12 protein-coding genes are annotated in these 14,391 nt (G+C 43.3%); 6 read left to right on the top strand and 6 right to left on the bottom strand.

Annotation, left to right across the window (positions count from 1 at the left end; translation table 11 throughout):
- A partial coding sequence (radA, locus tag Q4B82_RS04825) for a DNA repair protein RadA (protein ID WP_303065298.1) occupies positions 1-1,232 on the bottom strand: 1,232 nt, incomplete at its 3' end.
- A 288-nt stretch (positions 1,233-1,520) separates the two neighbouring features.
- Between radA and Q4B82_RS04820 the strand changes: the two genes are divergently transcribed.
- Complete coding sequence (locus Q4B82_RS04820) at positions 1,521-1,823, top strand: hypothetical protein (protein WP_303065297.1); 303 nt, start codon at positions 1,521-1,523, stop codon at positions 1,821-1,823.
- Between the two features lie 319 nt (positions 1,824-2,142).
- On the opposite strand, the gene mutY is transcribed toward Q4B82_RS04820, so the two are convergent.
- A complete protein-coding gene (mutY, locus tag Q4B82_RS04815; protein ID WP_303065296.1) occupies positions 2,143-3,174 on the bottom strand; it encodes an A/G-specific adenine glycosylase in 1,032 nt (343 codons plus the stop codon).
- A gap of 467 nt (positions 3,175-3,641) precedes the next feature.
- On the opposite strand from mutY, the gene Q4B82_RS04810 reads away from it, so the two are divergent.
- The 4 genes from Q4B82_RS04810 (at position 3,642) to tgt (ending at position 8,273) form a co-directional block, all read left to right on the top strand.
- Positions 3,642-4,358: a hypothetical protein gene (locus Q4B82_RS04810; RefSeq protein WP_303065295.1), complete on the top strand. Its 717-nt coding sequence runs from the start codon at positions 3,642-3,644 to the stop codon at positions 4,356-4,358.
- 229 nt (positions 4,359-4,587) lie between these two features.
- The gene (gene thrS, locus Q4B82_RS04805; protein ID WP_303065294.1) at positions 4,588-6,498 is read left to right on the top strand and encodes a threonine--tRNA ligase; all 1,911 of its coding nucleotides are present in this window, start codon (positions 4,588-4,590) and stop codon (positions 6,496-6,498) included.
- A 79-nt stretch (positions 6,499-6,577) separates the two neighbouring features.
- Complete coding sequence (locus Q4B82_RS04800; RefSeq protein ID WP_303065293.1) at positions 6,578-7,081, top strand: DUF805 domain-containing protein; 504 nt, start codon at positions 6,578-6,580, stop codon at positions 7,079-7,081.
- Between the two features lie 76 nt (positions 7,082-7,157).
- Positions 7,158-8,273, top strand: a complete 1,116-nt coding sequence (tgt, locus tag Q4B82_RS04795; RefSeq protein ID WP_303065292.1) for a tRNA guanosine(34) transglycosylase Tgt — start codon at positions 7,158-7,160, stop codon at positions 8,271-8,273.
- 21 nt (positions 8,274-8,294) lie between these two features.
- Here tgt and Q4B82_RS04790 read toward each other — a convergent pair whose 3' ends face one another.
- A complete protein-coding gene (locus tag Q4B82_RS04790; RefSeq protein WP_303065291.1) occupies positions 8,295-9,230 on the bottom strand; it encodes a hypothetical protein in 936 nt (311 codons plus the stop codon).
- A gap of 78 nt (positions 9,231-9,308) precedes the next feature.
- Complete coding sequence (locus Q4B82_RS04785; protein ID WP_303065290.1) at positions 9,309-10,694, bottom strand: DEAD/DEAH box helicase; 1,386 nt, start codon at positions 10,692-10,694, stop codon at positions 9,309-9,311.
- Between the two features lie 395 nt (positions 10,695-11,089).
- On the opposite strand from Q4B82_RS04785, the gene Q4B82_RS04780 reads away from it, so the two are divergent.
- Complete coding sequence (locus Q4B82_RS04780) at positions 11,090-12,847, top strand: L-lactate permease (RefSeq protein ID WP_303065289.1); 1,758 nt, start codon at positions 11,090-11,092, stop codon at positions 12,845-12,847.
- A gap of 328 nt (positions 12,848-13,175) precedes the next feature.
- Here the strand turns inward: Q4B82_RS04780 and purN are convergent, their stop codons facing one another.
- Together purN and Q4B82_RS04770 are read right to left on the bottom strand one after the other, a co-directional pair.
- Complete coding sequence (gene purN, locus Q4B82_RS04775; RefSeq protein ID WP_303065288.1) at positions 13,176-13,802, bottom strand: phosphoribosylglycinamide formyltransferase; 627 nt, start codon at positions 13,800-13,802, stop codon at positions 13,176-13,178.
- A gap of 92 nt (positions 13,803-13,894) precedes the next feature.
- Entirely contained in the window at positions 13,895-14,335 is a 441-nt protein-coding gene (locus Q4B82_RS04770; protein WP_303065287.1) for a type IV pilin protein, read from the bottom strand.
- Positions 14,336-14,391: the final 56 nt, after the last annotated feature.

Genomic DNA, 14,391 nt, shown 5'->3' with positions numbered 1-14,391 from the left:
AGGCGTTCTTGTCCGCGTGGCACGGGGCGGATTTCGCCACTCAAACCAATCTCGCCAAACGCCACCATTTTTTCGGGCAATGGCTTGTTGCGGAAACTGGAAACCATCGCCAACACCGCCGCCAAATCTGCGGCAGGTTCGCCAATTTTCACGCCACCCACCGCGTTCAAAAACACGTCTTGGTCAAAACAGGCGATGCCTGCGTGTCGGTTCAGCACCGCCAGCAACATCGCCAAGCGGTTTTGTTCCAAACCCACGGTTAATCTTTTGGGGGTGAAACCGTGCGCATCATCTACAAGTGATTGTATTTCAACCAATAATGGTCTTGTGCCTTCTTGTGTTACCAATACGCATGAGCCTGCCACATCGTCCCGATAACTCGCTAAAAAAATCGCGGACGGATTGGATACGCCTTTCAAACCCGTTTCGGTCATGGCGAACACGCCCAATTCGTTTGCCGCGCCAAAGCGGTTTTTGATGGCGCGTATCATGCGGTGGTTGGAATGGGTGTCGCCTTCAAAATACAAAACGGTGTCCACCATATGCTCCAACACGCGCGGACCTGCGATTGCACCATCTTTGGTAACGTGTCCGACAAAAATCATGGCGATGCCCATTTGTTTGGCAATGCGCGTGAGCTGGGCGGCACATTCGCGCACTTGCGACACCGAACCTGGGGCGGACGTGATTTGGTCGGAATACATGGTTTGAATGGAGTCAATCACGACAACATGGGGGGCGTGTTGTTTTAAGGCTGCCTGAATCGCTTCCAAACGGATTTCGGCAAGCAAATTCACGCCATCGGCATTCAAACCCAAACGTTGGGCGCGTAGGGCGACTTGTTGGGCGGATTCTTCGCCTGAAACGTACAAAACTTGGCGTGTTTTTGCCATTAAAGCAATGGTTTGCAAGAGCAGGGTGGATTTGCCGATACCCGGGTCGCCACCCAATAAAATCACTGCGCCATCTACCAAACCGCCACCCAAAACACGGTCAAGCTCGCCCATGCCTGTGGCGGTGCGTGGCACTTCGGTGGCGGTTACTTCGGCTAATTTTTGCACTTGGGTGGTTTCGGCTGCCCACGATTGGAAACGGGCGTTTTTCGGTTCGGGGGCAGCGATGTTTTCTTGGAATGTGTTCCATTCGCCACAATGGGGGCATTTGCCAACCCATTTGGGCGATGTGCCGCCGCATTCGGTGCATTGATAGACGGTTTTGGGGGCTTTTGCCATGCTGTTTTTTCCTTGAATAAAATGGGTTTCAGGCTGCCTGAAATACCATAAAACAATATTTGGGGATTTTAATACCCATTTAAATCAATCTATAATTAAGACTTTATGATTCAAACAATTTATCGTTTTTTCAATATTATGAGCCAGACCATAGACAAACTGATTAACTCATCATTTGCACTCTCATTTCTTACTTTAACTGCATTTTCAATGACTTAATTCTATTACTGTAGACAAACCTTGTTTCACAGTTTTCCATGATGACATATTAAAATTGGCAACAGCATCATGGCACGAAGTTTAGCGTATGTATTTGGTTGCTCACTGATTTTATTTTTAAGCTATTCATCTGCTTATCATTTCTTAAGAATCCCCCAAAAATCAACATCATTTCGGTCATGTTCGGATTTTAACTTTGGTTTCTGTATTCAGTATGTCAGTTTTGCTGACATTTTACCTGCTTATTGGCAAAATTCTCGTTTATTTATTCTTGATTTATCTGATGGTTTTATTGATTTGTACTGCATTGTTTCACAGAGATTGGAACAATACCAATTTTCAACTGGATTTTCACAAAATGTTTCGTGGTGAACGTTTTATGTTTTTCGCCTTATTCATTTTTATGTATTTTTGTTTGCTGTCATTAAGCATTGGTTATTTGTGCTCCGAATTACGTTAAATCTATGATTACATTGGAATCAATGTCAAAAATATTATATTTTGACCACTAATGGCAATAAAAATTACATCTTAGGCGAACTAACCAAAGACAATCTGAATTTCCTGCTTCCTAATTAATAAAATAAAAAATATTATCAAATTTATGTAATTAGAAAAATAAATTAAATTTCAGGTAGCCAAAAATGATTTTCAGCTACCTGAACACGTTTCACCATAAATTTCCTTGTTTTTACGCCAAATATTGCTGCAAAGGTTTAGGCAAACCATATTGCGGCAAATCCGTCAAATCCACCCAAATGCCGTCATTTTCGTTGAAATTTGCCGAAAAGGCGGCATTTTTGCAGTCACATTCATAGGGAATGATTTCCAAAACACGGTGTGTTAAACGGTGGGATATGGTGGCACATTCGTGCAAATCATCAAAATCCATTTGTTTGTCGCGCAAATAATTGTGGAAATCCGCGCCATTTTCAAAACACGGTACGCAATACAAGCCCGCCCAAATGCCTTTTTGGGGGCGTTTTTGCAGGAAAATGCGATTTTTGTCGCGCAAAATCAGCCAATACAGCGTCATCTCTTGCACTTTAACCGATTTTTTGCGTGGCAATTCGGCTATGCGGTCTTGCTGTTTGGCTTGGCAAATGTCTGCCATGGGGCAAATTGCGCAATTCGGTTTGCGCTGGCACACGGTTGCGCCCAAATCCATCAAGCCTTGCGTGTAAGCGGACATTTCGCTGCTGTTTTCAGGCAGCAAAATTTCGGCAAAATCCCAAAGTTGGTTTTCAAAGGCTTTGCCTTCGCCGTCCAAAGCGAAAATGCGACACAAAATGCGTTTGACATTGCCGTCCAAAATCGTTTCGCGTTTGCCGAATGCGAACGCGGCAATGGCGGCAGCCGTACTGCGTCCAACGCCTTTTAATTGCTGCAAACTTTCGCGATTTTCGGGGAAAACACCGCCAAAATCGTGGCAAATTTGTTGCGCGGCAAAATGCAAATTCCGCGCCCGACTGTAATAGCCCAAGCCTTGCCACAATGCCAAAACTTCATCTTGTTCGGCATTCGCCAAATCTTGTACTGTGGGGAATTTTTCAATAAATCGCGGAAAATATTCTGATACGGTAACCACTTGCGTTTGTTGCAACATGATTTCAGACAGCCAAATTTGGTATGGGTCGGACACTTGCCATGCGAGATTGTGCCGACCGTGCTGCTTTTGCCATGCGATGAGTTTTTCTGCGAAAGTTGGGTGGGTTTGTGTCATATTTTGTGTATTTTTTGTGAAAAAACGCATTTTACGGTATTTATTTTCTTTCAGGCTGCCTTACGCTATAGGGCAAAAAACGGTTTGCCTTCACGACTGACTCTTTTTAAAAATTTAATTTAAAAACATTTAAGAAGCCGTATTCATAATCTTAATGGCTTGCTTTTATCGCCAATTCTTGCGAACACAGGTTCTAAAACCCAATCGGTTTTGTTTTAAAAAGTATTTTCAGGCTGCCTGAAAACATTCAAACACCGAATGAAATAAAGTATCCGCTCAATTTTGACTTCATTTGGTTTATTTTTTAAAAAAGCAAGCTGCCTTCGCCACGACAGAATACACGCCATCGGCAACATTGCCACATACCGAAAGGCTACCTGAAGAATAAGATGAGAAAGGTTTTCATGTCTTTAAAACAGGACTATAATTTATCTTTTCAAATCAGGATATTGAATAATTTTTGTGTTATGAGCAGTACTATTGACAAATTTATCAATTCTTCTCTCTCTATCGGATTTCTTACTTTAACTGCATTTTCAACCGCTTATTGCTATATTTGGGGACAGGCATGGTATCACGGTTTGCCGTGGTGGCACGTTGATATCGGCAACGGTTTGATTGCCCGAACTCTGGCTTGGGTGCTGGGCAGTTCTTTGATTTTATTGCTCAGTTATGTTCTAGGTTATTATTTATTAAAGAAAATTGCCAAAAGCAACCGTTTTGAACATTTGGGTTATTTACGCGTATTGATTTTGGTTTCGGTATTCAACGCACCTGTAATGCTGTCATTTTATTTGTTTATCGGCAAAATTCCGCTTTATGTTTCATGGGTCTATTTAGGTTTATTGCTATTGTGCGTGATTTTGTTTCATCGCAAATGGAACAATACCGATTTACAGTTAGATTTCCGCAAATTATTGTTGGGACAAGGTTTTGTGTTATTTGTCATGTTCATTTTTCTGTATTTCAGCATTTTGTCTTTGTGTATCGGCTATTGGCGTTCCGATTTGCGACAAACATATGATTACATTGAAATTCAAGGCAAAAAATACTACATTCTGGCAACCAATGGCGAAAAAGGCTACATCATGGGCGAAGCCATACGCAATAATCGTGAGTTTTTATTTTTTAACCGTGAAAATCAGCAACATTACCGCATTCATATGGTGAAAATGGCGAATTAAAAACCTGCTCTTCAGGTAGCCTATAATGCGACAATGGGCTACCTGAAGAGCAGATTCTTGCATTCCAATATGGGTATTTTTCAGGCTGCCTGAAACAGCATTTCCTTGAAAAAAAACCTTATTTTCCCTATAATTTATGTCATTTTCGCATTTCAGGCAGCCTGAACACCGAGCGGTGGGCAAAGCAGGCTGCCTTATTTAAATTTTCAATATCATTCAAGGAATTAACATGATTAACATCACCCTACCAGACGGCTCCGTGCGCCAATACGAAGCCCCCGTTACCGTTATGCACATCGCGCAATCCATTGGCGCAGGTTTGGCAAAAGCCACCGTTGCGGGCAAAGTCAATGGCGTGTTGGTGGACGCTTGCGACCCCATTTCCCAAGACGCAACCGTGCAAATCATCACGCCAAAAGACCAAGAAGGTGTTGAAATCATTCGCCATTCTTGCGCTCACTTGGTGGGTCATGCGGTCAAACAGTTGTTCCCCAATGCCAAAATGGTCATCGGTCCTGTGATTGAAGAAGGTTTTTATTACGATATTTCCACCGAAAAACCCTTTACGCCAGAAGATGTGAGCGCGATTGAAGAGCGCATGAAACAGCTCATCAACCAAGATTACGATGTCATCAAAAAAATGACCCCACGCGCAGAAGTGATTGAAATCTTTAAAAATCGCGGCGAAGAATACAAATTGCGCCTGATTGACGACATGGAAGACGATGTTACCGCCATGGGCATGTACTATCATCAGGAATATGTGGACATGTGTCGCGGCCCCCACGTTCCGAATACGCGCTTTTTGAAAAATTTTAAATTGACCAAATTATCAGGTGCTTACTGGCGTGGCGACAGCAACAACGAGCAGTTGCAACGCATTTACGGCACGGCTTGGGCAAACAAAGATGAGCTGAAAGCCTACATCACGCGCATTGAAGAAGCGGAAAAACGCGACCACCGCAAATTGGGTAAACAGTTGAATTTGTTCCATTTGCAAGACGAAGCCCCTGGTATGGTGTTTTGGCACCCACGCGGTTGGGCGTTGTGGCAAATCATTGAGCAGCACATGCGCCGCGAATTGACCGCAGCAGGCTATCAAGAAATCAAAACGCCTCAAATTCTGGACAAAACTTTCTGGGAAAAATCAGGGCATTGGGAAAATTACAAGGACAATATGTTCACCACCCAATCCGAAAAACGCGAATATGCGGTTAAGCCGATGAACTGCCCTGGACATGTGCAAATTTTCAATCACGGTTTGCGTTCGTATCGTGATTTGCCCATGCGTTTGGCGGAATTTGGTTCGTGCCACCGCAATGAGCCGAGCGGTGCTTTGCATGGCTTGATGCGTGTGCGCGGTTTTGTGCAAGATGACGCGCACATTTTCTGTACCGAAGCGCAAATTACCCAAGAAGCACAAGCATTTAACCAACTTGTGATGAAAATCTACAAGCAATTTGGTTTTGAAAATGTGAGTGTGAAATTGTCTTTGCGCCCCGAAAAACGTGCAGGCAGCGATGAAACTTGGGACAAAGCCGAACAAGGTTTGCGCGATGCTTTAACCGCTTGCGGCATTGAGTGGGAAGAATTGCCCGGTGAAGGCGCGTTCTACGGCCCGAAAGTGGAATACCACATTAAAGATGCCTTGGGTCGTTCGTGGCAATGTGGCACGATTCAGTTGGATTTTGTGCTGCCTGAACGTTTGGACGCGGAATACGTTACCGAAGACAACAACAAGGCACGTCCTGTGATGTTGCACCGCGCGATTTTGGGTTCTTTGGAGCGTTTTATCGGCATTTTGATTGAGGAACACGCGGGTTCGTTCCCCTTGTGGCTTGCGCCTGTGCAGTTGGTGGTAATGAACATTACCGAAAAACAAGCGGACTATGCCCTTGAAGTTACGGAAAAATTGAAACAAGCGGGTTTCCGTGTGGAATGCGATTTGCGTAATGAAAAAATCGGCTACAAAATCCGAGACAACAGCCAATATCGTTATCCGTATCAAATCGTGTTGGGCGACAAGGAAAAGGAAAACGGTCAAGTTGCCGTGCGCCGCAAAGCGGAAGATTTGGGCGCGATGAGCGTGGATGAATTTATCGCGCATTTGCAAGATGAATTGAAAGCGAATTTGGCGTAATTTGGCTTTTCAGGCAGCCTGAACACCTAGCGGTGGGCAATTCAGGCTGCCTGAAATCTGATTTTGAATTGAGAGACATATGACCCATAATTTTAATGATGATTTAGAAGAAACAGGCTACAACACTGCCCCATTTTATGCCAAATCTGGGCGCATTGGGCGCATGCGCTATTTGGCATACACGGCGATATTAACTTTATGTGCTGTTGTTCCATTTGCGCTGGGTTATATAGCATTCATTGGCAGCAAAGATGCCATCGCCTTTATACTATTATTGGCACTGATTGGCAGCAAAGATGCCATCGCCATTACTTTAATAACGGTTATTCCAACCATTATTATTGCCATTTACGCCAGATTTGTCCCTGGTATGCGGCGTTTTAATGATTTAAACCGTTCGTCTTGGTGGGCGGCTTTGTTACTCATTCCATTGATTAGTTTGTTCGTGATTTTGTATTTGTCGTTTGCAGAAGGCGATGAAGACGACAACGACTACGGCGAACCTGCTGAACCGCCGACCAGACTCATTAAAGTTGTTGGTGTAATTGGATTTGTGATTTTGATATTGATGTCATTCGCCTAATTTGTACCATGATAATCCCACAATGATTTGCACGCATTTTTTCAGGCTGCCTAAACCTCATTTTTTCGGAAAAAATATGCTCAAATTTACCCTACACAAAAAAGATGGCTACGCCAGACGTGGCACATTGGAACTGAATCACGGCAAAATTGAAACGCCCGTATTTATGCCAGTTGGTACATATGGTTCAGTTAAAGCCATGACACCCAACGATTTACACAACATTAAAGCACAAATTATTTTGGGCAACACCTATCATTTGTGGTTGCGCCCTGGTTTAGAAGTGATTGAACAATTTGGCGGTTTACATGATTTTATTGGCTGGAACAAGCCGATTTTGACTGATTCGGGTGGCTTTCAGGTGTTTTCCCTGTCGCAAATGCGAAAATTGACCGAAGATGGTTGTACTTTCAAAAGCCCCATCAATGGCGACAAATTGTTTTTATCGCCCGAAATTTCCATGAAAATTCAAACGGTTTTGAATTCAGATATTGTGATGCAATTGGACGAATGCACCAATGGTAATGCCACTCATTCAGAAGCACGAAAATCTTTGCAAATGTCTTTGCGCTGGGCGGAACGCAGCAAAAAGGCGTTTGAAGATTTGAAAAACCCCAATGCGCTGTTTGGCATCATTCAGGGTGCGATGTATGAAGATTTGCGCGAAGAATCGTTGCGTGGCTTGGAAGAAATTGATTTTAAAGGCATTGCAATTGGCGGCTTATCAGTGGGCGAGCCTAAACCCGAAATGTACCGTATGTTGCGAGCGATTGCCCCCATGCTGCCTGAACACAAACCGCATTACTTAATGGGTGTAGGTACGCCCGAAGATTTGGTTTACGGTGTGGCGCATGGTGTGGACATGTTTGATTGCGTGATGCCGACCCGCAATGCACGAAATGGCTGGTTGTTTACGCGTTTTGGCGACATCAAAATCCGCAACGCCAAACATCGCTTTGACAAACGCCCACTTGATGAATCTTGCACTTGCTACGCTTGCCAAAATTTCAGTCGTGCCTATTTGCACCATTTGGATAAAGTGGGCGAGATTTTGGGCGCACAACTTTGCACAATCCACAATTTGCATTTTTATCAAGTGATTATGGCGGAAATGCGCGATGCCATTGAACAAGGAAAATTTGCCGATTGGCAAGCACAGTTCCACGAAAATCGGGCGCGTGGCACGGATTAAAAACTTTCAGGCAGCCTGAAATCACGCTTTTCCACTTACAATCAAACGCAAAAACTGCACAAAACACACAGAAGCAAGCAATAAGATTGTACCAATCCATACTGGCTTGAACCAAATTGGTTTTCTATCTGTATCATCAATCGGCAGCAACGGTATGTTATCAGGCAAAATGGTAATGTCTGCATCGTTTTCGCTTGGCATTGAGATAATGGGAGCAGACGTAGAACTGCCTTGCTTATTTAACCATGCTTGAATATTTTGGAATGGCAAGGGTGGTGTAGCAGATGAAATTTTGCCCAATGCGGTTAAACCACGCAAACGTTGGGCGGCAAATGGGCTACCTACTCGTTCTGCTTGCATCATTTTCAAACGTGTTACATATTTAATACTGGCGGGAGCCGCAAGAAAATGACGTATTTCCTTATCCAAATCAAGCACATTACTATGTAGGTTACTTTTTTGCCACGATTGCGCTTGAGGTTGAATTTCGGCAATCAGTAAATCATAAGCCATCTGCGGCGCAGCACTCAATAATTCTGCTTGAAAATGCAGAGCACGCCAATCGCCTTGCTGTGCCAATTTATGCAAATAAGTGGCAGTTTTTTGTGGTGTTTGTGTTACAAATAAACCTTTGGCATAAAGATAAGACAAATACAACAAAGCATTGGGGTTGCCTTGTTTGGCGTGATATTGCAAAAATTGAAGCAATTTACTGCCTTGTTCAGCAGAAAGTTGTTTGATTTGACCTAATGCCAATACTGCTTGTGGCAAGGCAGATGCACGAGATAACGTGGCAGCTACTGGATTTTGCCAATCGGCTAACAGTGCCGAAAAATCTGCTAAACGCAATCGGGCATATTTTTCAATTTTTTCATCATATGAACTGCGGTTTTGAGTGGCTAATTGAGCCATGCAATCTTTAATCAGATTTTCATCTGGTGGAGTTTCAAGCAGCATAATATCTTCCAATTAAAGCTGCCTGAAAGTTTTGCTTGAATGAGCAAACCCAATTTTCAGGCAGCCTGTTATGAATTTTTAAAGCCCAAAATTAGCTTGTAATAAAGCACAAGTTCGGCGCTCACGACCTCTTCTTCGATTACTGATGCGATTACTCGGTATGTTACTACTTTCTGCTGCGGCATCATGATGTACTTTGAAAGTTTCTCTTTTATTTTTGCGACTTTCATTGCGTTCACTGCGACGGCTGCCTGAAACTTTGTTATCGGGTTTACTGGCTTGCGTTGTGGTAATACGCTTATCGCCCATTTGCCAATGTGGTTCAAAACCCTCAATACGTGATACCGCTAATTTCGTACCAATCAGCAGTTGGATCGATTCATACATTTCCTGTTCACTGACATCCATCATAGAAATTGCCACGCCTTCTGCGCCTGCGCGTCCCGTTCGTCCTATACGATGCACATAGTCTTCTGCTTGTGTTGGTAATTCATAATTGATGACAAAAGGCAATTCAGCAATATCCAAGCCACGCGCTGCAACATCTGTGGCAACCAACACACGCAAACTGCCTGCTTTAAATTGAGCTAAAGTCTCCAAGCGCATTTGCTGCGATTTATCGCCATGCAAGGCATTCACGGATAAGCCACGCCGTGTTAAATCACGTGTAACTTGGTCAACAGTCTGCTTGGTTTTGCAAAACACAATAACCTGATTCATATGCAAATCCACAATCAAACGCTCTAATAAATCACGTTTTCGGTGTGCATCAACTGCGATAATGTGTTGTTCCACATTGGCATTGGTGGTATTTTGCGCTGCCACTTCCACAATTTCAGGTGTATTCATAAAATCTTGTGCCAATTTACGAATAGCAGGGGCAAATGTAGCGGAAAACAACAAAGTTTGTCGCGCTTTGGGCAACATTTGCATGATTGCCCGAATGTCATCAATAAAACCCATGTCCAACATACGGTCAGCTTCGTCCAAAACCACCATTTCTACTTTATTTAAATTGATGTTTTTCTGTTTCACATGGTCAAGCAAACGCCCAACTGTTGCTACCACAATTTCACAACCATTGCGTAAGTCCACAGTTTGTTTGTCCATATTCACACCACCAAACAACACCGTGTGGCGCAAAGGCAAATTTTTAATGTATTTTTGGGTGTTTTGTTCAATTTGGTCTGCCAACTCGCGCGTAGGTGTTAAGACCAACATGCGCACAGGGTGCATGGCAGGCGAAGTGCTGGTATTAGCATAACGTTTTAAACGCTCCAACGCAGGCAACATAAAAGCAGCAGTTTTCCCTGTTCCCGTTTGCGCAGCGGCAAGTAAATCATGTCCTGCCAATACTTTTGGAATGGCGGCATTTTGAATGGGAGTTGGTTTTTCATAACCTTGTTCGGCAAGCGCAGCGGTAATTTCACCGCCCAATCCAAGTTCAGCAAAGGCTTGGCTCATGGTATTTCCCGTTAATGAATATTCAAAAATCATTTGGCTGCACTTTCAGGCAGCAAGTGAGGGTATTGTAACAGATACTGTACCAACAAGCTGCCTGAAACAGAACATCAAACATTCAATCCAACACATTTTCCGACCATTTTCAAAATGCTTTTCTTTCTACTTAAATGCTGCCTGAATAAGCCTCAAACCTATTTTATCCAAACCCATAAAATACCTTATTGATTTAATTAAAGAAATAATAGAGTATTCACTCTTTCTTACCAATTGTCAATTTTTTTAAATCATGTAAAAATAAGTCAATTATCAATGAGTATGGTTTTCAGGAACAAAAATCAAGTCATCGATAACAATAACCTTAATTATTCAATTATATCGCATAAGGATTTGATTTTATGTACACTTTATTAGCACTTGTGCCAATTGCTGTGGTGTTTTTGCTGCTGGTAATTATGCGCTTGCCTGCAAAAATTGCCATGCCTGTGGCGTATTTGACAACGGCTTTGATGGCGTTGTTTGTGTGGCAAGCCCCTAGTAATGTGGTGGCTGCGGCTTCCATGAATGGGGTTCTGACGGCTGTTGGCGTGTTGTACATCGTGTTTGCAGCGGTTTTGCTGCTGAATACTTTAAAAGCAAGTGGCGCAATTAACGTGATTCGCCAAGGTTTTATGGACGTGTCGCCCGACCGCCGTGTTCAAATGATTATTGTGGCATGGCTGTTTGGCTCGCTGATTGAAGGCTCAACAGGCTGGGGCACGCCTTCTGCGGTAGGCGCACCTTTGTTGCTGGCTTTGGGTTTCCCTGCTATGGCTTGCGTGATGGCAATTTTGATTATCCAGTCCACCCCCGTATCTTATGGTGCAGTAGGTACACCCATTTTGGTTGGCGTAAACACAGGTTTGGGTGGTAAAGAAGACGTGATAAACGCCATTGCACCCATGCAATATCAAGATTATTTGATTCACATTGGTGCTAATGTGGGCTTGATTCACGGCATCGTAGGTACTTTAATTCCATTGATTTTATGTGGCTTTTTAACCCGTTTCTTTGGCGAAAAACGCTCATTTGCAGAAGGCTTGAAAGCCGCACCATTTGCGATTTTTGCGGGGTTGGCGTTTACCGTGCCTTATTTCTTAACCGCTCGTTTCATCGGACCTGAATTGCCATCTTTGTTGGGCAGTATCATTGGGTTGGCGATTGTGGTTACGGCTGCCAAAGCCAAATTTTTGACTCCCAAAGAAAATTTTGATTTTGGCAAACGCGAAACATGGGAAGCAGATTGGGTTGGCACATTGCCACCACCTACCGACAATGTGGACAACACCGACAGCCAAAAAATCGGCTTGTTCCGCGCGTTCTCGCCTTATTTAATCGTGATTGCAATTTTGATTGTAACGCGTACTGTTCCCGAATTAAAAGCGTGGTTGAGCAGCCATGCAGTCATCACTTTTGCTCAATTATTTGGCACAAACATCAAAAACAGCACCCAATTGTTGTACTCTCCAGCCAGCGTGTTGTTGTTGGTATCCATTTTATGCATTTTCATTTTCAGCATGAAAGGCGAACAAGTGAAACAAAGCTGGGCCGAATCAGGCAAAACCATGATTGCAGCTGCTCCTGCCCTGTTGTTCTCCGTACCTATGGTGCAAGTGTTCATCAATTCTGCTTCTGGCCCAGAAGTTGCCGAAGCCAGCCGTTTGTTGGCAATGCCACAAGTATTGGCACGTGGTGCGGCAGATATGTTTGAAAGCGCGTGGCCCTTGTTTGCACCCTGGATTGGCTCTTTGGGTGCGTTCATTGCGGGTTCAAACACAGTCAGCAACATGATGTTCTCGCATTTCCAATTCAGCACGGCTTTGCAAATCGGCTTGGACGGCACAATGGCGGCTTATGTGGTGGCATTGCAAGCGGTTGGCGGTGCGGCTGGCAATATGATTGCCGTGCATAACGTGGTGGCAGCCTGTGCCGTAGTGGGCATGGTAAACCGCGAAGGTCAAATCATTCGCAAAACTTTGGTGGCAATGACCTATTATGTGGTGCAAGCTGGTTTGATTGGCATGGCGATTTTGATGAATCCGATGTTCTGGATTGGCGCGATTGTATGGCCTATCTTGTTCATTTTCGTGATGGTGAAAACTTCGCCCAGCAAATAATTGATTAAATTTAAAAAACGCATACCGTGAATTGAATTTACGGTATGCGCTTTTTGTTTTCAGGCTGCCTGAAACTCAAATGCCTCTTTTTCAGGCAACCATAATTTATGGTTGTCTCAAATTAACATAAACAAAGCGACAGCAACCACGCATTCTACAACGCGTACATCAGAAATAGGCAACACGGTATATACAGTTACAGAATTAAAATATGCTACAGCATTGTCTCAACCTTGTTGCATGAAAATACTTTCTGTTGCTTACCACCCTGCATGACATTTCCACTTCTACAATGATGATTTTAATTTCACAAGACCACAAATCATTTTTATGATAATAAGCAGATACTTGTATCCACCAAACGACTGTTATGAACCCGTTTACCTTCAATCTTTAGGCTGCCTGAAACAAAATCGGCTACTGCTTGTGGCAAAATCCGATGCTCTATTGCCAATACACGTGCAGCCAAACTGTTCTCATCGTCATCATCGGCAATTGGCACAACACCTTGTGCAATAATCGGTCCATTATCCAATTCCGCCGTAACAAAATGTACCGTACACCCTGCCACACGACAACCTTCTTCAATCGCACGGCGATGTGTATGCAAACCTGTAAATGCAGGCAATAAAGAAGGATGAATATTGATGCAACGTCCTTCATAATGACGACAAAATTCAGGCGTTAAAATGCGCATAAAACCAGCCAATACCACCAAATCGGGTTGATAAGCATCAATTAAACTCATCATGGCAACATCAAATGATGTACGGTCTGGAAAATCTTTGTGATTCAATGATGCAGTCTCGATGCCTTGTGCTTTTGCCCAAGCCAATCCTGCTGCATTGGGTTGATTAGACAATACCGCAACAATGCGTGCATCAGGAATATTGCTTTTGACCAAAGCCTGCATATTGCTACCACGACCTGAAATCAAAATAACAATGTTTTTCACAGTCAAATCTCCTAAAATATCCATAATCCAATATTTTCAGGCAGCCTAATATGACATAACATCAATTAGGCTGCCTGAAAATCCATTCAATTTTAACGATACACCACACAATTTTTATCTGCTCGTGCAGGATTAGCAAAAAAATGCTTTTCTGCACAATTAGATGAGCTACTCTCACAAATTTGTATTGTTTGGTCTTGATTGAAAATCAAGACACGCGCCTCACTCCGTTTATCCCATGCAACCGCCTTTAAAGAAAAAGTGCGATTGTCATTCGTACCACGCGGATTACCCTGCAATTTAATACAAAAGTGTTCGGTTTGAGAAAAAGGCAAATCTGCCCAAGTGGTGCTGTTTTTCTTAAAATTGCCATTTATCGCATAATGTCGCTCTAGAGCTCGTGCATTTTCCGTCATCACCTCCAAGGCTTGATTCAAACGTGCTTTACGTATGTGATTTTGATACATCGGATAAGCAATCGCAATCAAAATAGATACCACCCCAACAACAACCAATATTTCAATTAAAGTCATGCCCTTGATTGTCTGAAAGCCAAATGAAGTCATCTCACGAACTCCACAATAAACAC

The organism is Alysiella sp. (assembly GCF_030525755.1).
Taxonomy (GTDB): Bacteria; Pseudomonadota; Gammaproteobacteria; order Burkholderiales; family Neisseriaceae; genus Simonsiella.
Note: the sequence above shows the minus strand (reverse complement) of the source record. Positions and strands in the feature narration are given on the sequence as shown.